27 protein-coding genes and 3 tRNA genes are annotated in these 21,988 nt (G+C 45.4%); 26 read left to right on the forward strand and 4 right to left on the reverse strand.

Annotation, left to right across the window (positions count from 1 at the left end; all coding sequences use genetic code 11):
• Position 1 precedes the first annotated feature (1 nt).
• Positions 2-328 (forward strand): hypothetical protein, encoded by a 327-nt coding sequence (locus LT974_RS01285; RefSeq protein ID WP_232588844.1) that lies wholly within the window; start codon positions 2-4, stop codon positions 326-328.
• 6 nt (positions 329-334) lie between these two features.
• On the opposite strand, the gene LT974_RS01290 is transcribed toward LT974_RS01285, so the two are convergent.
• The gene (locus LT974_RS01290) at positions 335-691 is read right to left on the reverse strand and encodes a hypothetical protein (RefSeq protein WP_232588845.1); all 357 of its coding nucleotides are present in this window, start codon (positions 689-691) and stop codon (positions 335-337) included.
• A gap of 690 nt (positions 692-1,381) precedes the next feature.
• On the opposite strand from LT974_RS01290, the gene LT974_RS01295 reads away from it, so the two are divergent.
• Positions 1,382-2,548 carry a hypothetical protein gene (locus LT974_RS01295; protein WP_232588846.1) on the forward strand — a complete coding sequence of 389 codons (1,167 nt, stop codon included), beginning with the start codon at positions 1,382-1,384 and terminating at the stop codon, positions 2,546-2,548.
• A 338-nt stretch (positions 2,549-2,886) separates the two neighbouring features.
• On the opposite strand, the gene LT974_RS01300 is transcribed toward LT974_RS01295, so the two are convergent.
• Entirely contained in the window at positions 2,887-3,198 is a 312-nt protein-coding gene (locus tag LT974_RS01300) for a helix-turn-helix domain-containing protein (RefSeq protein WP_232588847.1), read from the reverse strand.
• Positions 3,199-3,288: 90 nt separating this feature from the next.
• Here LT974_RS01300 and LT974_RS01305 point away from each other — a divergent pair, with 90 nt between their 5' ends.
• Both LT974_RS01305 and LT974_RS01310 read left to right on the forward strand, forming a co-directional pair.
• A complete protein-coding gene (locus LT974_RS01305) occupies positions 3,289-3,513 on the forward strand; it encodes a hypothetical protein (protein WP_232588849.1) in 225 nt (74 codons plus the stop codon).
• Complete coding sequence (locus LT974_RS01310) at positions 3,485-3,757, forward strand: hypothetical protein (protein ID WP_232588850.1); 273 nt, start codon at positions 3,485-3,487, stop codon at positions 3,755-3,757. Before LT974_RS01305 ends, LT974_RS01310 begins: the two co-directional genes overlap by 29 nt.
• Before the next feature lie 2 nt (positions 3,758-3,759).
• On the opposite strand, the gene LT974_RS01315 is transcribed toward LT974_RS01310, so the two are convergent.
• Positions 3,760-4,158: a hypothetical protein gene (locus LT974_RS01315; protein ID WP_232588851.1), complete on the reverse strand. Its 399-nt coding sequence runs from the start codon at positions 4,156-4,158 to the stop codon at positions 3,760-3,762.
• Between the two features lie 139 nt (positions 4,159-4,297).
• Between LT974_RS01315 and LT974_RS01320 the strand changes: the two genes are divergently transcribed.
• The 17 genes from LT974_RS01320 to LT974_RS01395 all read left to right on the forward strand — a co-directional run bounded on the left by LT974_RS01320 (position 4,298) and on the right by LT974_RS01395 (position 19,017).
• Positions 4,298-4,381, forward strand: a tRNA-Leu gene (locus LT974_RS01320).
• A gap of 212 nt (positions 4,382-4,593) precedes the next feature.
• A tRNA-Ala gene (locus tag LT974_RS01325) sits at positions 4,594-4,665 on the forward strand.
• Positions 4,666-4,667: 2 nt separating this feature from the next.
• Positions 4,668-4,742: transfer RNA gene (locus LT974_RS01330), tRNA-Thr, on the forward strand.
• Between the two features lie 533 nt (positions 4,743-5,275).
• A complete protein-coding gene (locus LT974_RS01335) occupies positions 5,276-5,626 on the forward strand; it encodes a hypothetical protein (protein ID WP_232588852.1) in 351 nt (116 codons plus the stop codon).
• A gap of 58 nt (positions 5,627-5,684) precedes the next feature.
• On the forward strand, positions 5,685-5,942 hold the full coding sequence (locus tag LT974_RS01340; RefSeq protein ID WP_232588853.1) for a hypothetical protein: 258 nt from the start codon (positions 5,685-5,687) through the stop codon (positions 5,940-5,942).
• A gap of 71 nt (positions 5,943-6,013) precedes the next feature.
• Positions 6,014-6,655: a hypothetical protein gene (locus LT974_RS01345; protein WP_232588854.1), complete on the forward strand. Its 642-nt coding sequence runs from the start codon at positions 6,014-6,016 to the stop codon at positions 6,653-6,655.
• 96 nt (positions 6,656-6,751) lie between these two features.
• Positions 6,752-7,021: a S24/S26 family peptidase gene (locus tag LT974_RS17855; RefSeq protein ID WP_408611729.1), complete on the forward strand. Its 270-nt coding sequence runs from the start codon at positions 6,752-6,754 to the stop codon at positions 7,019-7,021.
• Between the two features lie 65 nt (positions 7,022-7,086).
• On the forward strand, positions 7,087-8,934 hold the full coding sequence (locus LT974_RS01350) for a carboxypeptidase regulatory-like domain-containing protein (protein ID WP_232588855.1): 1,848 nt from the start codon (positions 7,087-7,089) through the stop codon (positions 8,932-8,934).
• A gap of 71 nt (positions 8,935-9,005) precedes the next feature.
• Positions 9,006-9,206: a hypothetical protein gene (locus LT974_RS01355; protein ID WP_232588856.1), complete on the forward strand. Its 201-nt coding sequence runs from the start codon at positions 9,006-9,008 to the stop codon at positions 9,204-9,206.
• Between the two features lie 58 nt (positions 9,207-9,264).
• A complete protein-coding gene (locus tag LT974_RS01360) occupies positions 9,265-10,632 on the forward strand; it encodes a carboxypeptidase-like regulatory domain-containing protein (RefSeq protein WP_232588857.1) in 1,368 nt (455 codons plus the stop codon).
• Positions 10,633-10,747: 115 nt separating this feature from the next.
• Positions 10,748-12,319: a hypothetical protein gene (locus LT974_RS01365; RefSeq protein ID WP_232588858.1), complete on the forward strand. Its 1,572-nt coding sequence runs from the start codon at positions 10,748-10,750 to the stop codon at positions 12,317-12,319.
• A 116-nt stretch (positions 12,320-12,435) separates the two neighbouring features.
• Complete coding sequence (locus LT974_RS01370) at positions 12,436-13,158, forward strand: hypothetical protein (protein WP_232588859.1); 723 nt, start codon at positions 12,436-12,438, stop codon at positions 13,156-13,158.
• Positions 13,159-13,289: 131 nt separating this feature from the next.
• On the forward strand, positions 13,290-14,066 hold the full coding sequence (locus LT974_RS01375) for a hypothetical protein (RefSeq protein ID WP_232588861.1): 777 nt from the start codon (positions 13,290-13,292) through the stop codon (positions 14,064-14,066).
• Positions 14,050-15,225 (forward strand): zonular occludens toxin domain-containing protein, encoded by a 1,176-nt coding sequence (locus tag LT974_RS01380; protein WP_232588862.1) that lies wholly within the window; start codon positions 14,050-14,052, stop codon positions 15,223-15,225. Before LT974_RS01375 ends, LT974_RS01380 begins: the two co-directional genes overlap by 17 nt.
• A 749-nt stretch (positions 15,226-15,974) precedes the next feature.
• Complete coding sequence (locus LT974_RS01385; RefSeq protein ID WP_232588863.1) at positions 15,975-16,634, forward strand: hypothetical protein; 660 nt, start codon at positions 15,975-15,977, stop codon at positions 16,632-16,634.
• A gap of 110 nt (positions 16,635-16,744) precedes the next feature.
• Positions 16,745-17,269 carry a hypothetical protein gene (locus LT974_RS01390; protein ID WP_232588864.1) on the forward strand — a complete coding sequence of 175 codons (525 nt, stop codon included), beginning with the start codon at positions 16,745-16,747 and terminating at the stop codon, positions 17,267-17,269.
• Between the two features lie 2 nt (positions 17,270-17,271).
• Positions 17,272-19,017, forward strand: coding sequence for a DUF262 domain-containing protein (locus LT974_RS01395; RefSeq protein ID WP_232588865.1), 1,746 nt, complete (start codon positions 17,272-17,274; stop codon positions 19,015-19,017).
• Here LT974_RS01395 and LT974_RS01400 read toward each other — a convergent pair.
• A complete protein-coding gene (locus tag LT974_RS01400; RefSeq protein ID WP_232588866.1) occupies positions 19,014-19,706 on the reverse strand; it encodes an MjaI family restriction endonuclease in 693 nt (230 codons plus the stop codon). The genes LT974_RS01395 and LT974_RS01400 overlap by 4 nt on opposite strands.
• Before the next feature lie 188 nt (positions 19,707-19,894).
• Between LT974_RS01400 and LT974_RS01405 the strand changes: the two genes are divergently transcribed.
• The 5 genes from LT974_RS01405 to LT974_RS01425 all read left to right on the forward strand — a co-directional run bounded on the left by LT974_RS01405 (position 19,895) and on the right by LT974_RS01425 (position 21,985).
• The gene (locus LT974_RS01405; RefSeq protein ID WP_232588867.1) at positions 19,895-20,113 is read left to right on the forward strand and encodes a hypothetical protein; all 219 of its coding nucleotides are present in this window, start codon (positions 19,895-19,897) and stop codon (positions 20,111-20,113) included.
• A complete protein-coding gene (locus tag LT974_RS01410) occupies positions 20,110-20,352 on the forward strand; it encodes a hypothetical protein (RefSeq protein WP_232588868.1) in 243 nt (80 codons plus the stop codon). The genes LT974_RS01405 and LT974_RS01410 overlap by 4 nt, the downstream gene beginning before the upstream one ends.
• A gap of 193 nt (positions 20,353-20,545) precedes the next feature.
• Positions 20,546-20,767, forward strand: coding sequence for a hypothetical protein (locus LT974_RS01415; RefSeq protein ID WP_232588869.1), 222 nt, complete (start codon positions 20,546-20,548; stop codon positions 20,765-20,767).
• A 316-nt stretch (positions 20,768-21,083) separates the two neighbouring features.
• Positions 21,084-21,371, forward strand: a complete 288-nt coding sequence (locus LT974_RS01420) for a hypothetical protein (protein ID WP_232588870.1) — start codon at positions 21,084-21,086, stop codon at positions 21,369-21,371.
• The gene (locus tag LT974_RS01425) at positions 21,368-21,985 is read left to right on the forward strand and encodes a tyrosine-type recombinase/integrase (protein WP_232588871.1); all 618 of its coding nucleotides are present in this window, start codon (positions 21,368-21,370) and stop codon (positions 21,983-21,985) included. Before LT974_RS01420 ends, LT974_RS01425 begins: the two co-directional genes overlap by 4 nt.
• The last annotated feature ends 3 nt before the right edge of the window (positions 21,986-21,988 follow it).

Consider the following 21,988-nt stretch of genomic DNA (forward strand, 5'->3'; position numbering starts at 1 on the left):
TATGGACGAATGGCAATTAGTCGCCAGATGCAAGAACGAACGTAGCTATCTCTACCGTCGCCCGGACTCCGATATCTTCGAAGTGAGGTCAGTACATGAAGATGATCAGTTGTTCAAGATAGAGAATCCTGATCACGATTTATTCGAACCCATAGTTGTGGACTTCTACCCACAAATGAATTCGAAAGCAGTTCGAGCGATTCAGAGCAATCAGATTGAAGCATACGACGAATTAGATATCGAAGAAGGATTTGCTGTCGTTGATGAGGATAAGATTGAGTTTGAGTGTTCCACAGAGTCGGAAGAAATCCTTTCTGCTTCGTTGTAGATCTAACTATACACTCACTTCGTTCGCTACAGATTCCTCCGCAGTACGATATTCTTCAAATACCACATCTGGATCTTTGTGCAGTAGAATCAGAGTTTCCTCAAAATCCGCCTTAGAATTGTTACCCCATCGTGACGTGTAAATAGTCCAAGAATCCTCGCTCAGCTTCCCCACGGACACATTATTCGTATCATCGATGTGGAATAAATACTCAGTTCCATCAGTCGAATCCGTGATAGACCATTTGTCTCCATTTGCTGTTTCTTTGTATTCGATCTCGTTAGGCTCCACGTCATCCATATCCTCCGCCATTTGTTCAACCGCAAGTAGCCTATTATGTATGAAATCTTTACTAAATACCATACCTAATTATAGGGAATCAAGAAACATAAATGTAATGAACTGACTCTATCTGGAAATATTCCGATAGTCGATCACGGTACTGCGAACGCATTATAACGCCCACACAGTATACTCAGGTTTTACCTGCACTCCACCAGCTACAGCAGTGAATAATCAGCCACAGCTGAGGAAAGTGTGTATATACCTTTTTCTGAATCTTACCAAATCACAATTCACGTTTACTTATTTTCTCGAAAATACCCAAAGTAATTTAGGCATAGAGGTTCTAACTATCAATATAGCAATAATATAGTGGTGATTCACAATGAGCATACATCAAAAACAATCTGAAGATCGAACAGTGAAAGTCTGCAACATTCATTCGGTTTTATACGACCCAGATAAGCGAGATCAATGTCCAATCTGTGCGAAATCCTCTAACTAACCTTTCTCAAAAATTATTTTGTGAGCAGTTCTCACCAGAGAGTGCGAAGGAAAGGGTGTGTTCAGAAACCCAATCAGTCCAGAGAAGCCTTCTCTCCGCAAAATCCATTTCGGGACAACCCCCCTGCCACCACCGCAACCGCTAACTATACTATATACTAACTATACTAACTAACACTTTACTTACTACTTACTACTACTGTAGAACTCTAACTAACAGTTAAACTGTGGCAACTTATTTAGGGTAGGAAACATATTGTATTTGGTATGAAGATGAACGAAACTCTCTATCAGAATACAGAATCGAACAGAAAGCAACCAACGATGCCATTTTGGACGTATGAGTGGCTGAAAAGAGGTGATGATGAGGTAATGTCCAAGGGAGTCAAAGCGTATGAAGCTCTTCTCTTCGCTAACGATGAATATGAGGACTCTGCGAACGATTTAGAGGAGTTTGTTGATGACCGATTGACCACCCTTGCTTCCCCCTCTCTACTCACAGCCGTTCAAAAAATAAAATTTGAGAAAGCTGTTGGCAATGTTGAAGAATTCGCTTCAGATTACGCTGATTTTGACTCAGACGAGCGTGCAGATCATGTCAACATCCATTTGCCGACGACTCTGACTGAACAACTAACAGTACAGCGTGGGTTAGGCGATCACATTGCTGATGCTGTATATGACCTCGTAGAATCAGCATACAGTGACCGAATGGATCGAATCCAATGCAAGAAAGAGTTGGTCGAATTCCTCGAAGATGAACGACGGACTCTATCTCACGATGTTGCTCAGGCTGTTGTGGAAGGCGACTCGGATAAATACAGAGTAGATGAAGCTCACCGGGAACTGAATCTTGTTCGTTCTGATGACTGGCACGAGTCCGATTCAGTCACTATCTCTATCCTCGAAGACCGTGGCGAAGATATCACAGAGGGCGTATCGAACCGAAGCCAAGCTCTCGATACTGCTCTTAAAAATTCGGATCGAGATTGGGATAGAGAAGAGGCGATTGAGAAGGCGAAGGAAGTGTTTGGTGTCCACGAGTCTACTGCCGAAGAGTACGTTGATACAATCCAGATTTCCTCAATGACTGACGACGTTGTGGAAGTGGATACGACCAAGATCGTAGATCACATCGCAAACACGGGCTGGGACTGGACTGATCACGACGAATCTCAAGACATGTATGAATACGTTGGACTGAATGAGGATGATATGATCGAAGGTGAATTCACTACAGACGAGGCACACGAGTTGGTGGATGACCTATCTGCGAAAACAATGAAAGCAGATGCATATGATGATACAAGGCAAAATGCTCAAGAATCACTCCACACGCTCGTTGTTGCCCTCCGCAAGGTACTGGATGATGGGTATGATGATGAGAAAAGGTCGCACAGGGTTTTGAAAAGTATTGGCGCAGTCGATATCTGAACTGCTCAGAAAATAAAATATGATTTATCCTACTGTATTGGTGTACTATTCTCTCTATTTCTCTATCTTGAGAGTTTCAAACCAGTATTTTCGGGGTGTGAATTAGGGCTATTTTGAAAACGTAATGAACATAATTTCGTGAATTAGTTTCTGAGACCGTTCGAATTCCTTTCATTTCTACCTCGCTAATATAGTTTGAAATTTTCCCAGCTTGGCTGTAATGCTTTTGCTGAATTTCTCGCCCGACAACCTTTGTTATGGATCCTATCTGAAAATCAACTGCAGAAAAAATACGCCTAATCTGAACAACCTGACTTCCTAAATATATCTAAGTATACCTATACTGGGAAGAAATCATCTGAGTTCTCATACATCTCAGATTCATCTGGCTGAGGTAACATAGATTCATCTGGCTGAGGTAACATAGATTCATCTGGTATGTAGAAACCTGTCTGAGAGACTTCTGATACTGTTATGAGTCCTTCTTCTTCCAGAGTTTGTAAACACTCTCTAACCGTTGGCTCACTAATTTCTACCCAATCTCGCATATACCGATATAATTCGGGTGCTGTGAATCCACGTCCATTCTTTTGATAATACATCTGTGCATATTTCTGTACTCTCACGACATTCCTGTGCGATTCACTCATACATATACATAGAACCCAACGCCCTATAATAATTTCCACCAAATTTTAAGGCGAATATTATTAGGATGGTCTACATACATATAGTATGTAATGAATCTAATAGATTATCTCGAAGGCAGTACAGATTACGATGACAAAATGGAGATATACGAGGAATTCGCACAGCGAGCCTTAGAGAGAGATGACCTCGAAGAGTACTACGCTTCGCAGTCAGAGGAAGACGTTATTTCTTCTCTGACGATGTTTGATTATGCAGTACAGGACCACGCTGGGAAGCAGGATTCTGATGGCGAAGGAGGTGAATCAGATGAGTGAATCACCTACTGAATTCTTCGAGTCAGTCATCGATGACGTAGATGAACGCCGTGAAGAACTGATCCGAGCGCACGAGGAGCTGGACCGAGAGAAAATCATCCGAGTAGAGAACATGGACACTGGCGAGTACGACTATACGCCTGTCCGAGTGGCGCAACCGCCTATTCTGGAGAGTGCATTAACGGAGGAATGCAAACAGGCGACCGTAATTGATGAAGTGCAGTATATGGCTGAGGACGTATGAATTCAGATATTGTGCGCAGTGTGGATTGATTCTCCTTCTTCAGATGCATACACTAAATGTAGATCATCGTCTTCAATCTGCTCCCAGTCCTCTTCGTCTGGGTCTGTGATATATGCCATACGTATACCCAGATGCTTCGCATAGAGGAGATCTACATCAGTCACATGGGCGATTGGATCATCCTCTGTAATCCGTACAATTTCGTGTGTAATGTCTGAATATGTTCCGCTCGGAACGTTGTCTATATCGAAGTCAATATCGAGTAAAGCGTCGAGCAGGGTTTCGGTATCCTCGTGGACGTATTTATCCACGATCTTCTGAGCGATTGTATCTCCTACCCCGTGTACGTTCTCTGTTAACCAACTCTTAGCTAACCGTCTTTTAGTTTCTACGTCTACCATACCTCTGTTTTGTATGACTACATTTGTTATTCTTTTCACATCCTTCAATCAGTTTTCTGCGCATTTGGCGATACATTTTTAGGATAGTTGACACTATTATAGGTTGTTCACCGCCGGGGGTTTCTATACCTCTTTCCGTGAGAGTGTGCCCGAGTTTGGTCAAAGGGAGTGGACTTAGGATCCACTGGTGAGTCCTTCGCAGGTTCAAATCCTGCCATTCTCATTTGGGGTCGATGGAACGGCAGGAATCAAATCAAAACTGTCGTGATGACCCAAATAGAACTCGTGAAGCCTCTGTATATGCTGTTAGGGGACTTTCAATAGGGCTATTAGCCTGAATAGGGCGAATGCCACCAGAGAGTGTGGTCCAATTCGGCAAGACACTCGGCTTACATCCGAGAGGTTGGAAGTTCAAATCTTCCCTCTCTCATTTGTGGGCTGATAGTTCAGTGGTAGAACGCCATCTTTGCAAGATGGAAGCCGTGAGTTCGACTCTCACTCAGTCCATTGCTCGTGTAGCTCAGGCTGGTCAGAGCAATTGCCTTGTAAGCAATACGTCAGGGGTTCGAATCCCCTTGCGAGCTTCTGAGAGTGTGTCCGAGTGGTCAAAGGAGATCCGCTTAAGACGGATTGGTGCAGACCTACGGAGGTTCGACTCCTCTCACTCTCATTCGCACACGTGACTTACTCATTTTGAGCCAAACACAGGCACGTATTCTTACTCAGAACAGACTAACCAATCTTCTATGAGTATTCCATCGTCTACAAGAAGAAACCGCTTAGAATGCGTCTCAATCAATTCAGGTAATAGATTTTCCCGTGCTTCTCGTGATCCATATGACCGGATTCGACAGCTGACCTGAACACTCGCCGGATTGTATTCTCGTGTACGTCTTGATCGACTCGCTCTTTCATATCCTGTACTGTCCACGCTCGCCTGTCGTATTTCATCAATTCAATCCAAACTAAATCTCGTTTGCTTGATACCATATAGTCAACTACGTGATACTATGGTAAAAGAATTTTGCCGTTTGTAACCTTATTCGCTAAGTTCCTTATCAAATGTGGTTATATCACCCCAACATTAATAAGGGTCGCTCTCATTTGTAAGTATGTAATGATGACAGAATCAAAATATAACGAGGATGGCACAGTAAGTAAGCAAAAAGTCGGTTCGAATTTCAAGGCAGAGGGGGCGTGCGCACTATATGAACCACACACGATGGACGATGATCTATTTGAATTTCTTCAAGGAATTGAGTACGAAGTGGTAGCAACTGGATGCGGTTCGTGTGGTGGTTCTGAAGCCGATCTAACGTACACGCAGCAGCACGATCACGCTGGCAAGATATATCTCAATTACAGTGATATAGAGATAGCTCAAGAGGTTGCTGAACAGGCTGAAGACGCTGGTCTAACTGTCGATTGGGACGGTACAGAGATAGAAGCAGTCGGTATTGAAGCATAATCCTGAGCTGGTGCTAATTTCGGTTCGATTCCGATTCAGGACTTCTGGTGAATGATTAATGTCCAATGAAATAGAATGGTATCACGTGATTGGCGAGTATACTGATCGAGGCGATTACATCAATCAAAACACCGTCTATCGGACATTCCAGAAGGAGGAGTATGAATGGGAAGTAGATTGGACGGATGACCTTACGGTATTAGAGGATATAATTTCTGACGAGGAGTTGGACTGGAGTGAGGTTGAGATTGCAGAAGACTATGAATCACGTTCTGAGTACGATTATCCGCCTGAAGTCGTTGCCAATATGATTTAATTGCGCCTACTGGTGTTTGGAGGTTCGATTCCTCTGGGGCGTCTTCCCTCGTCTAAGAGGGTGTATTGACTATGAACATGGAACTAACAAAGGAGAAAGAATGGACGTATAGAAAGCAGGAGTGTGCCCGGTATTCCGTTGAGATTGATGAGCTGGACTTTGACCTCGAAGTGAGGATTGAGGGACCAACAACGCAGTGTAAGAGCGTCCCAATGCCAGTGTCCTATCGGTCGGCAGATGCCGTCAACTACGATAATAATCGAAAGACGTGGTGGGTCGGAAAGCAGGCTGTCTCGGCAGGAGGAGACAACTTCGCTACGGTCGTGAATATCGAGGAGAAGGTAGACCCTGAGACAGACAAAATAGCGGAGAAGTACGTTGTCTCGACGCTACAACATGAAGGTGGGTTCGAAGATGAAATCGAACTGGTCTTTTGGGGCAGCGAGATCGACGCCGATGAAGGTGATAGAGTGTATGTCTCTGCTGTAGGACTGGATTCGTTCAAAGGAGAAAAGTATCTCTCTGTAGCTGATTATGCTGCTATCCAAACCCTTGACGCCTCGATGACTTCGGAGAGAATATCTGAGTACTGTAAGGCGGCAGAGAAGGCAGTTGATGACGACTTCGAGCAAGACGGAGAGGATGATGCAACTGATGAAAATCAAGAGGGCTTAGACGCCTTCTCACCAACGTCTGTTTCTGAAAGTGATTGAATCATGTTTCGCAAAATACTCATCTCAATATTGGCTGTCGTTCTCCTCTCGCAGTTCTTGACGTACTATATGATTGGTATCGGGTCTGGAGAGTCAATGGAACCTGTTATCGATAGCTGCGATATTCTGGTTGTAGACAAGACCCAAGACACGATTTCAGAGGTAGAGAGTGGAGATATCATCGCATATGAAAGCATAGATGGAAATCTTATCGCACACAAATTCTACACTACTGCTGGGCTACCTAACGAGCTTAAATACATCGTAGCGAAAGGAGTGAATCGGTCTTCAGTAGACCGTACTCCAATCTACAACGAGGACTTAGTTGGCAAAGTCAGTCGGGTGTATGATCTTCCTTTCTGTTAGTGTGCTTCCTGTAACTGTCGAAACACATTTACTCGAAGAACAGGCTTCTTTTATATACAATTCATATGAAATTAGATGAAATAAAAGACAAGATTACTAATTCGAGTATAGAGCGAAGATCGATTGCGTCGATGTTTATCACAGCGATGCTCATAATGAGCGTTTTTGTGATTCCGATCTCACCAGTTTCGGGAGCGACTTCTACAGTGTTCTCAACTGGGTTCGAGAGTGGATCTGTTCCGAGTGAACTCACGGAATCTACTGTTGACGGCTCAGCGAGCGTCCAGTCAACAACTGCGCTGAATGGATCTTACTCCGCCAAGTTAAGTGGCACAAATACTGGGGATGGTGCGTCTGATAGTGTTCACTACGTATACAATCCTTCCTCTGGCGTAGATTCTGGCGTCTTCAGCCAAACTGTACAGTGGAATACTGGAGGCTTAGCAAATATAAAGATATTTGATAGTTCAGGGGCAGAACAGTATTCTTTGCAGTACCGTGCAGGCTCAAACACAGTCCAGATATATGATCATTCTGCTGGTAGTACGGTGGCATCTACGAATTATACGTTGAATTCTGGAACAAAATACGATTTGAAGGCAAAATACGTCGGAAATAAAATAACACTGTATTCAAATGGTACTGAAGTTCTCGTATATAATTCAGCAAGAGATATAACCGTTAAAAAGACAAGATATCAGATTTCTGTTGATGATGGTACTGTCGGATATATCGATGATATTCAGCACAATTCTTATTCTACAAATAGCGCCCCGACAGCCTCGTTCACAGATTCTGATGCTACGAAGACAGTCACTCCGAATACAACAGTAACAATCGATGCAGGAGCGTCCAGTGATCCAGATGGAGATAGTCTGACTTATTCATGGGATGGTCCTGATTCGGATAGCACATACGACGACAAAACTGGTAGCTCGATCACGGTTTCAAAGTCGTCTAATGGCACGTACAACTGGAATCTGAAGGTCAGCGACGGTAGTGCAACTGATACTGCGACCTACACACTGAACGTAGAATCTGGAAGTATGGATGTAACGGTCAACGATGCTTCTGGAACTGCGCTCAGCGGAGCTACAGTTGATATTGTCAATAGTTCCGGTACTACTGTAGCTACGAAGAACACAGATAGCAATGGAGTTGCGTCGTTCTCGCAACTCGCTACTGGTGATTATACGCTCAACGTCAGTCACCCAGACTTTGCCAACAAGACTGGAGTCACGACCTCGATCTCCAACAATACGACTACGACGAAGACAATTCAGTTGTCCACGACGACTACAACGGCTAAAATATCGGGCGTAACAGACAGCGTAGGCAACTCTCTCAGCTCCTTCGATGTGAGTGTCGTTCGACTATCGGATGGCTCTGAGGTACGGTCTCAGACAGGCGTATCTGCTCCAATGAGTTTCAACCTTGACCCTCAGTACGACTACGATGTTACAGTGTCTAAGTCAGATTATTCGTCTCAAACAAAGCAGTATACGCTCTCTTCAGGCAGTACAACCAGTAAATCGTTCAGTCTTGCACAAGAAACTGGTTCGCTCGACGTGACTGTGACAGCGAATGATACAGTCATTGATGGGGCGACGGTCAAACTTCTGAATGCAAATGGAGATGTAGTTCAGTCTACGAAAACTGATTCATCTGGCGTAGCTTCGTTTACTGCGCCTACGAACGATTACACAGTGGATGTCACAACGTCAGAGTATGGTACTTCGACTGGAAATCAGGTCACGATCACTACGGATTCGACGGCGACACTCTCTGTTTCCATGACGGATTCAACAGCAGGTGGTGGATCAGGGACTGCCCCAGATGAGAATATCTATATGATCGTTGTGTTCGGCGTTCTGTTCATCATAGTCAGCACATTCATCGCAGTCAAAGACTGATCTATCTCTATTTTATTCACTCTCTATTTTGCGTAATATATTTAGTATAGGTACTATGATATGTATGTGTTATGGCAGACAAATATCTCGAAAAAGGCGTATCGGCAACATCAGGCATTTTCACGGGCACATACGGGTTCGACCTCGTATTACCTAACACAGAATTAATCGGCTCTCTCGGCTCGGCTCCAGCAGCTGTTCTCGGAGTGATTCTGGTTCTCGTCGCCGCAGTGACTGTCTATAAATCGCTAATCGATTCTTTCGTCAACTAACGGTGATATCATGAATGTAAATACTATTAGAACGGCTAAAATCGGCGGAATACTGGCTATGGTAGCACTCGTGCTACTTGCCGGACCAGCTTCCGCTGCGCAGGCTACTCTCGTCTCTATGGACGCTGGAAGCGATTTCAGCGGGAACGAGAGTTCAGTCACAGGTACAGTATCGTATAACAGCACAGGGGTACAGATTACTGAAGGTGGTAGCTATACATCTACCACCCAAAGTCTAAGCGAATCAGCTGACACATTCAACTACAACGTTAGCTCGCTCGGAGCAAACGTCACACTGGAACTCTACAATGCATCTGACTCTACGCTGATTAACAGCAAGACTGTCAGTGCTACTGGTAGTGGTTCCTTTGATGTGTCCTCGTCTTCAGCAACCTCGGTCTACGTCGTAATCAACGTACCTGACGATGCTGACGGTACGACAAGTGAGACGACAACAGTTGACTCTGTTTCGCTTGTCGCATCAAATGATTCTCCATCTGCTGATTTCGTTGACTCAGATAACGCAAAGACAGTCGCAGTTAATGAGTCAGTTACAATCGATGCAAGTGCTTCTTCCGACCCAGATTCGTCGGATACACTGAGTTTCGACTGGGACAAAAATGGAGATGGAACATTCACTGACGCAACTGGTTCCTCGATCACCATCAGCAAGTCCAGTGCAGGCACGTACAACCCTGCTGTCAAAGTCACAGACGGTAATGGTGGCAGTGCGACGGCTACCTACACGCTTACCGTAGAGAATGCGACTGGATCGGCTGAAATCACAGTCAACGATCCAAGCGGAAACGTACTCTCTGGAGCAACTGTTGAACTTAAGAATTCCAGTGGAACAGTCGTTAGCACTGTTGATACGAATTCATCTGGCGTAGCGTCATTCTCTGGTGTCGCAACAGGCGATTACACGGCTGTAATCTCCCACGCTGACTACCCAACGTTCACATCGAACACGTTCACAGTCACGGAGAATTCGACTACGAGCAAGACGTTCAGTGTTTCAGCCGGACATACTCTTGACTTCACGGTCCAGAACGCTTCTGGAACAGCCATCGAAGGCGCAACTGTCGAGGTTTCACAGAGTGGTAGCGTAGTCAAGTCAGCTACAACGGACGCAAATGGTGCTGCATCCGTATCTGGACTCGCAGACGGTACTTACTCCGTTTCAGTCAATGCGACTGACTACAAGAGCGTCTCACAGTCTGTCGATGTCTCTGGAGATATGAAGGTGACAGCAGATCTCGTATCTTCGAGTAGCATCGAAACCTCTTCCATGACTGTTTCCACAGCTGGTACTGGTGGTGGAAGTGGATCACCGACTGATATCTTGAATTCTACGATTATTCAGATACTTGTCGTCATCAGTGCCCTCATTACGGTACTGACTACGTTCCTTGCGATTAAGGATTAGACGACTCGATTCTGCTTTTTTATTTAGGTCCAGTACTATATTCTCGCACTATTTTTCCTTTCCTAATGTTGCGTAATATATTTACTTATTGACAGACATTTTACTAAACAGATATATGAGAAATTCAATCAATCGTATCGGTAGTATAGTACTCATCACTCTTGTCCTGTTCTCAACTGTAGGGATGCCGCTGATGGCGTCCCCAGTACAGGCACAATCAGAATCTGAGGATGGAATATGGGAAAATTCGAATGAAGCTATTTGTACAGCGGGAGGTCCACTCTATATCCTGATTTCCGAGTGTAACGTTGAGTATGGCGACGTAGATGGCGCTACTGCGCAGCAAGTCCAGTATGACATCTATGCTGACGGAGTAATGATGCAAGATCAGCGTCGGCAGACAGTGAAGGAGAAGTTGTCCTACGTCGAGCAGACGCAGGGTATCGCACTGGCTGAAGCCAAACTGACGATTGTAAAGTGCATGAATAACGGGAATGCTCAAGCTACGTGTGAAGATAAAGGTCGGCAGGAAGTGACGAAGGTGTTCTCCGAGGTTCAGAAGTCAATCTATGTTTCCCAGAACCGCCAGATACAGCACTGGAAAACGATGCAGCAGCAGATCGACCAGACTGATAATCTGGCTATTGGATCTGTGTATCAGACTTCTTTCGATACTGTAAAATTCGCAACTGTAAAAACGCAACTCTACAGCGGAGAAACTGTGGAGGTGACAGTTGGGTCAGCCGTGTATAATTACAATTACGGCGACACATTTCATGTCACACCATACTATTACAACGGGAATATCGATGCTCCGACGAGCCCGAATACAGTGACTGGAAACTCATCTGTGGTTAATGTGAAAGCTCCTGATGATTCTGGATCTACCGCTATTGCCGTAGATGGTGGAACATACGAGACGGCTCTCACAACGCTTGATGACAAGTACAACGCTGCGACGACATCCGTCCACAAGATGGCTAACAGCATTTACTCCAGCTACGATCCCGGTGAAATTCAGGTGCAAGATATAGCTGGTCCATTAGAAATGATGGTCACATCTTCGACCAACAACGACCCACTATCATACCGTCTAAAGTCCGCTCAGGCTGCAGGATATGCGGTTGCTGGTGATGGAAAGACGGTCAAGGTCAAAGCTGACTTCAATGGAGATGGGACAATCGCTTCAGATGAAACGAAGAGCGGTGTCATCTACTCTGATAAAGGAGTATTCCCCGAGAATACAGTCAAGACTGGAACGACCTACGTACACTCCTCTGATAGCGATAGTGCAACAGTCACAATCACTGGCAGTGTGACGTTCATTTCAAATCCATCTGACTCAGCTCCTCAGAGTTACCCGCTTGGAAATAAGAAATTCACTGTTGTCCAAGTCTACGACAGCGAAGGTAACAAGACATCATCGATGACCCTCCAAGCTAATAACTTCGCTACAACAGACACAGCCCACCTTAATGAGCAGATTTCCGATCTGATGGATAAGATGGAGGAATTAGAAGACAAGTACGAAGCGAATTCAGGTGGCGGTGGCGGATCTGGGTTCTCGCAAGACGCCATCAAGAACTTCCTTCAGAACCTCGGAATCGGTGTGGCTGGCGGAGCTATGATTGTTGTAGTTCTCGCTATCATGGCTCTGTTCGCCTACGTCAAGATTCTCACAATCTAATCAGCAGGCTTCTTCTCTGTTCTATCTTCGTTTCTTTCGACCTCTGCGTAACATATTTACCTGAGTTTTGACATTTGTATAATAGGTAAATTATGAAACATATAGCGAGTATAGCTGTGGTATTGACTGCGTTTCTTATTGGTTCAGCAGTTATCTCTGCAACTGTCACTGCGCAGGATTCTGAACCGATTCCAGAGGATGTCGAGTCCATACTACAGTCCGACATGAGTACAGTCACGGCAGAACAATTACAGACGGTTCAGGAGTGGTATTCAGCCAATTCTGATTCACTTCCTAAACCTGCAAAGCAACGGGTTTTAGACTGGATTGTAGAGGCTGAGAATTCTGATATACAGTCGTCTGGAGATTCGGGCTCATCCGAAACTGAATCTCGGCAATACAATGGATCCGAATGGGATACCGTTGAGATCGCTAACGAAGCTGAGTGGGCGAATACACGTGTGTATGATGTAGTCTACGACTACGAGGAAGATGTCGCTCGTGTGTACGTTGAAACCGACTCTGCGACTACTATCACACTCATCGACGGCACACCTACGCAGTCGATGTTCCCTAACAAAACGTCAACCACAGTAAACGGGCGAGCGATTATAGAAGTCAAACTCTGGAAGACTTCGAACGAACACATCACGATCATCGCTGATGGGCGTCAGTACTACCACTTCGGACAGCAGACTGAGCTGAAATACGATGAACCAACGAAGTATCCGATTGTAGTTGGAGTCGGTACTGGAATCATCGTACTCGCACTGATTGTAGGGTTGCACAGGTTTAGCGCACGATACAGAAACGAGGCGAAGAATCCAATTGAAGGGTGATATACATGTTAAGAAATGATAATAACAATCAATCTACGACACGATATCTGATAGACACGCTCGGAAATCTACTGAAGAGATTCAAGAACTGGTCTGTGTATATGATCGCTACGTATGCGATTATTGCGCTGATGTTCGTCTACGGCGGATTAGGAATCCTCGAACTGGTTTCCATTAACACCGGAATTCCTGACCACATCGTTCCATACGTCATTCCATCTGCTCTGACTGTGTGGGCTCTTCTCCCATTCACAGAATTAGTCCGAAAATACGTCGCAAACCCACCGAAGGAGATACTACACGAAGTAGACCCTGAGCAAGGAGATGCAGGGATGAAATATCTATACCCGAATCAATGGCAGAATCTAACCGTTGTAGACGTTGTTCGTGCTGACGATGGAACGCTCGTGGAAGTCGAAAAAGAACGCACAGACCTACACAACATCGATATAGACACTGACGGCGGTGTTGTCCAAGGACATGAATGCGAATTCTATGATCCTGATGAAGGCAAGGCGTATGTGTCCTTCTTTGGCTCCGATGTATCTGGAACCGAAATACGACGACACAGAGACTCTGCAGAGTATTTGAAACACGAAGCTTCCGCCGAGAAAGACATTCACCAACGGTTGCGGAATCTATACCCAGATCTTGTCGAACAGGCTGTTCACAATCGGATGAACTACTATATTCACGTTGTGGAAGGTGAGCAGGTGCCCGGTAAGAAGTCTATCCGAGACATAATCAATCAAGGGATCAAATCCTCAGAATTGCAAGAATACGTCGAGGAAGACCCTGACTTCTCCGATATGATCGACATGGATGATCCATTCGGAGAGGAGTCTATGGCAAAGCAATATCAGCAGATGATGGAGTCGAGGAACGCAGGTGATGACGATGAGCAGTGAATCTACTTCATCGCTTGATACAGATGCGAAGATGTTCCTTGCCTCTGAAACACGTGAATATGCGCAAGGTACTCTCGACCACCAATTAGACCACGCCGATATCAGACGCCACGCAGGGATTGTTCAAGACGAAGAAGTAGAAGTTGTGCTGAACGTTGCTGAAGAGGCGTATGAACCGCATACTGACGAAATGCCAGATTCGTTCTGGGAAACGAAATTTGCCCAGAATATCTTGAAGAATCACGGGACGAAGACGGCTCGGAAGGCTCTGAATGCAGGGAATTTCGCATATCTCGACTATCTCACTGGGATGACCAACTACGACCCTGATATATCAGGCATTAACACCCTCATGTGGATAATGAGATGGTTGTCTCGAACTGCGTCGATGAACATTTTAGCAGGTCACATGGGAACGGGAAAGACCGATATGGCGCTCCTCTTCGCCCAAGTTTGGGTTCATCACTGGACTGTTGTTGAAGGGTTAGATGAGGACGAGATAGAAGTAATATCAAACATCACCAGCTGTCCTCAAGTCTACGAGGTAGAGTCTCAGCAGGAGCTGGTCGAGAGGTTGCAGGAGGATAAGAAACAGCTGGTGCTAATCGACGAGGCTTCGAGTAACTTCAGTGCAGGAACCAACCAACACGACGTAGAGAAGCAGTTCAAGCGGACCACGAGGATGATTCGGAAGCACGACGGCTACTTGCTTCTCATCTCCCACAGAGAGGACGCACGGGACGTTCACAAGGACGTTCGAGTACTATCCGATATCATCTACAAAGAGTCTCAGAAAACGGCGAAGATCTACGAAGGAACTGGTTCAGAAGACCCAAAGAAAACCCTCTCTCAGATTCCGCAAACGGACTGGGAATACGATACGCTGGAGGAATCCGAATGGGAATGGGATCTCGATGACGACGATGAGGACATCAACTGGGACGAGTTCTGGGGTCAGTGCCTCTTCGAGAAGGATAATGGCGAACGATGCGGGAATGAGAACGGACTCGATTCACACGGCTTCTGTGCCATCCACGATGACTCTGATCAGGCTGAACGAGTTGCTGAGAACGAGGACAAGATGGTTGAATTCCTCCGAACCCTCGCCCAACGAGAATCTAAGGAAGAAGACGAAGAACAGTGGGTGGAAGAGGGTTAGCTCGATTTTCACCCTCGAACTATCTATTTTGACCCTGATTTAGCAAATAGAAGCTTTCTCCGTAGGTATTGGGTGGGGTTTCAGGGTTTGAGAGCGATTTCTTACCAATTCTGACCCTGATATTGGAGATAGAGCGTTTGAGAACATTCTCTGGATGGGGTTTCAGCGATTTAGCCGATTTCTCTTACCAAATACCTTCTTCTGAAAGTGGATTTTGAGAGTAGACAGACTGATAGTAGGTTCTGGATGGGGTTTCAGGGTTTGACGGCGTTTTCTCACCTTGTTTACCCCTGATTCTTGGAGTAGAACGTTTCTCCGTAGGTACTGGATGGGGTTTCAGTAAATACGGGGTAAAATGCCCTATATTTGGGGTATATTTCGACCCCCTAAACTCGGATATTCTGGCGGTAGAATGGTATGAGGTGCTGGATTTGTTCACGGGCGCACGTACAAGCGCATTGGAGTGGGGGGTAGGGTGGGTTAGTATAGGACAATATATTTAGTACTTGTAATATATTTGGTAAATACCTATGAATCTGAACAAAGAAGCAATTGAATTATATCTGAAAATTGAAGGTAGAGCAACGATAGACGACATCAAACAGGATTTAGATGTAGATTATATTGAATTGTTCCCGATATTGGATTTGCTGACAGATGAAAATCGGATTTCAAAGGAAGATCGGTTCTATTCTGTGTCGTGATAGGCACCAAGTAATTCAAGTATCGTACATTCAACGTTCTAATTGATGAAGTTGGAGAAGGCTGCTGCTGTTATTGTTATCATTACTGGTCTACTTGACCTCGTTCTGCGTCTCTCCACTGGAGCTTGGTTGATCTTATCGTGGGTAGTCGCTGTATACGATTTCATCATTTCTGTTCCTTTCCTTCCGCCTATACTCACGCTCATACTCGGATTCGCCGCTGGTCTGCATCTTGGAGTAAGAGTTGGAGCAGCAGATTCGTCTACTTCGTCTGGTTCGGTCGGAATGCCTAATCGCATCTATGGCTGTTTAGAGATTAACGACGTACTCTGGAAAGCAAGAGCGGATCTTTCGAACCTATCTGTATCTCGGCTGTACGTTGAGTCTGAGCCATATTGCCCAGAATGTAATACAGTATTGGATGGAGATACAGTGTACAAGAGTGCTGCCCGTCAAACGAATATCTGGGAGTGCGCTAATTGTGGATTCCGAACAGAGCGAGAGTCAGACACGAAAAATAAAGCTGAACGAATCGTTGAACGGCACTTCCGCCAGATCACAACTAACCAAGACGAAGACTACGCTTACGGCAATCTCATGGAGAAAATTGAAGAAGACGATAGAGAAGTCACGGGCGAGTCTATCTGGAACGAATACGTCTCAACAGTTGATGATGAGTACCTTTCTACCGATTGTTTCGTGTAAAGATTTGCTCGATGAACTGAATTAGGAGGTCATACTGCTGTATTTAGAGTCGATTTGCTGGCTTACTCGACAAGAACTAAGGGGTATGGCTTGTTTAGCCTGAGTATCATATGTCCCACGGAAAAACCTCTCACGAATTTAGCGGAGCGAAGCCCAAAGAGCGGGCTATGGCTATTCTGAGTACTTACGACGAAGAAGTAGTAGATAAGATCAGAATAGAGATCGAAGAGTCATTTGACGACATTCCAAACGAAAACACAACTGAGGAAGATACGGAAGATAAGAGCGATACAGAGGAATTCTTTGAGGTAGATTCTGGATCTGAAGAGGAAGAAGAAGAGGAAGAGGAAGAAGAGGAACGATACCTCGGGGAAATCAGTTCTGGAACGAATCATCAAACAGTCCTATATGCAATACAGAACTTGGATCACGAAGCTCCAGTAGAAGCATCGAGAATTGAGGAGTGGATTTCGAATAATATGGATAAGGAGCTAAAGCGAGGCTCTGTGTTTGGGTCTCTTCACGACCTATACGAACGCCGTCTTATAGACCGAGAGAAGAACGACCAGAATAACAATATGTATCAGATTACTGTTCACGGAGACGATCAACTGCAGACAGTAGGTGAACCGTAACTATGTCCTCTGAGCTGAATATCCAAGCAAACGAAGACACTATCAAATCGGTTCTAACCCGTGGCTCATACCGATTCAAAGTCCCAGAATATCAGAGGCAGTATGCGTGGGAGGAGCCACAGTGGGAGGACATGTGGAATGACTTGGAAGAGTTAACTGAGTCAGAGAGTTCTCACTTCTTAGGTTCTGTTGTAGTCGTTCAAGAGGAGACTCGGATGGGCGACCTCAACATTATGGAGGTTGTGGATGGTCAACAACGACTTGTCACTATCTCCTTGTTGTTGTGCCTGATTCGGGACAAGCTACAGGAAATTGATGAAGACGATTGGGACAAGGACTTAGATCCGCAGGCACGAGCTGAAGAGATTGAATCGGATTATCTGTACAAGAAAGACGAGCAGATGCGTAGTCATCCGAATATGACTCTCTCTACGTTTGACGACGATGACTACCAAGATGTTCTGGATAGCCGGCAACCAAGTGACGAAGAGAGTCAGCTCACCGAAGCAGTCGAATACTACTCTGAGAAGCTATCTGAAGTTGATTACGAGGATATTGAGGAGATGCGCAAGCACCTCGTGAACTCTATGACTCTTGTGACTATTCGGTGTAATAGCGAAGAATCTGCATTCAAGCTGTTCGAGACTCTGAACGACCGAGGATTGGATCTTACTGCTGTAGACTTGATGAAGAACCACCTATTCTCGGTCGCAACTCAATCTCCACAGCACATACTGAACTACGAGCAGGTGAAGTCAGATTGGGAAGAAATGATTCGACTCATCAAACCAGAGCTGACCAAGCCTGCTCGATTCTTCCGCCACTACATGATGTCTGCTGAGGAGCCAGATATCTCTGAAGCTATATCTTCTTATATGCTCTATGACCGCTTCTGTGACTTGGTAGACGAAGAGATTGAGGAGAGCGATACGACTATCCAAGAGTATATTCGGGATATGAAGGACAAGTCGTACCTCTACGTAGATATAGTGAATGCGGATACTGAGGAGTTCAACAGGCGTGCGAATGAGAAGATCAATCGGTATCTGGAGAACCTGAACATCTTAGGGGCAACTCAGGAACGAACTCTCCTCCTTGGTCTATTCAGTAACATCGACAACTCCAACGACCTAATCCGAGGGCTAAGTGCAATTGAGTCGTTCATCTTCCGCTGGAGGGTTACAAACCAGACCACGGGTACGGACGTGGACGAAATCCACGCCAAGCTGTGTTCCGAGATCTTTGACGAACCCAATCCGATTGACGAGCTTGTCGATGAATTAGAATCGAAGGCTCCCTCGGATTCGGAGGTTCGTGTGGCGATTATGACGAACGAATTCCCGAGGAACGAGCGGACTCGATATATTCTCAGTAAGATCGAGATGGATGGTTACTCCAAGGACAAGAGCAAGGTTGTGGATTCAACTACCATCGAGATCGAACACATCGCCCCTCGGAAGTCGTTCACTGCAGACAAATACGTTGCTTGGGGAGACTACATGGACTGCGGAAAAGAAACGTTCGAGGAATACTGCAACAAGATTGGCAACCTCACCTTGCTTAATGAGCGTATGAACGCAAGGGCACAGGACAAGCCATTCGACCAGAAAAAGAGAGAGTACGAAGCATCCGAGTTCGTGATGACTCAGGAGATCACCAACATCGACCACTGGTCTACTGAGAAGATCGATGAACGTACTAAGGAATTAGCCGAGAAAGCGCCTGAAATCTGGAATTTCGATATCTAATTGAGCAGGTCGAGAAGAAGGCTATTGATCTGGTGAACTGTTTCCTCTAAGTTCTCCATTTCGCCGTCATCGTCGTAGTACAGATAATATACTGGATGGTCGTATGTCCCGTTCTTCTCCAGATTTTGGAGCTTCACGTTCTCGCTCGTGTGTTTGTATGAAGTTGGTTTGACTTGGATACCGGCGAAGACCGTACTACCATATAGTACCTCAATATCCACTGCTTGCTCGCTATCAGTTTTCGAGTCAGCTAATTCAAACTCAAACTTCTCATCAGCCTCTCTGAGTTGCTGAATCGCCTCTTGCTCCTTCAATTCGCCGTCAATCATGCGTTTGATGAACAAATTGTAAGACCAGCAGATGCAGATTGATTCGGAGTATCTGTATTCGCTCCATTCGTCACTCTGTGCTTCGTGGAGCTGTCGTCCACATTCAATAGGGTCGTTTGTCGTCTCCGTCCAACAATCCTCAATGCCACAGCCTCCGCCCTTGTGGGCATTGATAGTATCCATCAATTCACTCTCCGAGCGGATAGAATGATGCTCAAATAAGCATTTCAAGTGGACGCTGTTTCGATAATCGTTGAGTCCGTGTTCTTCGTTCAATCTGTTCAAATCTCGCTCAATACTCGATGGAACGTCGCCACCCAGTATCTGATTAATCGTATCAATTGAATTGCTCGCTGCCATCTTATCATATATTTTATAACTTCACCCCAAAGGTTCTCGCCTCAGCTTTGGAGTCTACTAACAGAATCCAAAACTCAACCTCTATTTGAGGCTCTATAGGTAGGGTTCGAGCGAAAAAATCGGATTCAATTACGGACTCCAAAACTCGCAGAAGTTTTTTACCCTACCATTTACATTATAATATTGTTATGTCAAAAGGTAAGATTGAGTATATAACTGCGATAAGAGAAGGTGCGAGTGTAGAAGAGGCGAAACAACGAGCTTGGGATGCCTATATTCAGCATCTCCAAGAACTTGACGAGGAACCAGAATTAACAGAATATCTCGAAGATTCCGACGTGGATGCAGAAGAGATCGTAGCGGAGCTTGAGGAATCTATGGGGGATAGCGAGGGTGATTCTGAATGAAGAACCCAGATCTTCGAGATTTCACAGTTGAAGAACTCGCTGCTGAACTTGCTGAGCGTCACTGTGATCACGATTCTGGAGATAACAGGTACATCTCTATCGAAGTGAATATGGATGGCAAATTTGTGGCATCCTATGCAATCCAACAAACCTGTGTAGTAGACGAAGAATTCGTCTATCCTGAGTCTGCACGTCCGACAACAGATGGTTTCGAAGAAGATGAGAGTGATGCAGAATGAGTGTACTCAGTACCATCTTCAAGGTCTTATTCGCCTTCATAGTAGGACCAATTCTCGGCGGGATAATCGGTGGACTCCTTCAGTCGATGGGCATCATTAGCTTTGGTCCAGCAGACCCTGCTTCCATCGTATTCTCTATTGGAGGTGTATTGATTGTAGGTATCGCAATTAGCTGGGTGAGTGGGTGATCACAATGGATGTACTCACAATTGCTCTCGGAGTGGCACTCGGGGTTCTACTCCTTGATATACTGCTAATACTACTCTCCGCAGTAGTAGTTGGAGCATTCGAATTATATGAATATCTCCGACCTGAACGAACTCTCCTATACGAAATTGACCCAGCGGGTGACTCAATTGCTGTCTACGAAATTGAGGACGAAGAAATCGTAGTAGAAGGAGGTGATGCAGAATGACTACTCACTGCCCTCAAGGAGATGATTATGTCGTTCTGTTCGAAGACGGTCGATATGAGTATGCTTGCGAGGTCTGCGTTGAATTCGAAAAAGAACGCCCACACGTCGTCCAAGTCGTAGAGCTTGATAATTCGGAGAGTAGCAGTGGAAATGACGCTGGAATACGGTCGTATGAAATGCACATAGATTGCCCAGAATGTGGGCGAGATATCTCTTTCTCTGAAATCGGAGTCGTAGAATGTCCTATGTATGTAGGATGTGGCTCAAAGTTTAGAATAACAACAGAAATTGAAACGGTCGAAGTGGGTGATTCTGAATGAGTGACGATATAGAAGGCGAAGAGGAAGATTCAGAGAAAACGTGGGACGAGTATGTCCTTGACGTATTCGTAGGAATCAGTTTCTTAATCGGGATTATAGTAGTCTGTCTCGTTGTAATCTGGTTTAGCCTTCAGATGTTGGTAGGTATACAGAATTTACTGACCGAAGCTCACAGCCTCATGTACACGCTTACCAACCCAATGATGGTCGGACTAATGTACGGAATCGTTCTCTCTTACATCGTATACAGAGGTCGAGAAAGATGGGGTGATAGATTACTATGAGTGAACAAACAATCCACCGACGAGTCACAGTCGATCAGATCGATCAGATGCGGGACGCTGCCCACGATATAGGCGGAAATATGGCTGACCGGAATGAAGTAATCGTGGTCATACTGGCGGACTTCGCTCTTCGAGTAGGAGAAGCGCAACAGTTGAAACGGAGTCACTTTCGTTTGGACGAAAATGAACTACTGTTGCCAGCTGATATTCAGAAGGACTATCCTACGCAACAGTCGCCAACATCGGTCACAATGAGAATTGATCCATACAATCTGTTTGGAACCAAGCGACTCCTGAAACGCTACTTCAATTCTGACTGGTGGCAGAATCAGGACGGTGACTACGTGTTCCCATCGAGGCAGAGTGAGAAGATGACTACAGAGAGTATGAGGAACGTCGTAGAGCAGTTGGCTGGGGAAGCTGATGTTTCCCCCAGAAGGTCGGATGGAGAGCCAGCAGAGCCGTCAGAAGCCCATCCTCATATGTTCAGACACAGCCTCGCCTCGTACATGTTGCAGGATGAAGACACTCGCCTAATCGATGTGAAGAATCGTCTTCGGCACCGGTCTATATCCACGACAGAGCGGATTTATGAGCATTATCAGAGGCGGTAGAAT

It is taken from the genome of Halobacterium noricense, from assembly GCF_021233435.1.
Taxonomy (GTDB): domain Archaea; phylum Halobacteriota; class Halobacteria; order Halobacteriales; family Halobacteriaceae; genus Halobacterium; species Halobacterium noricense.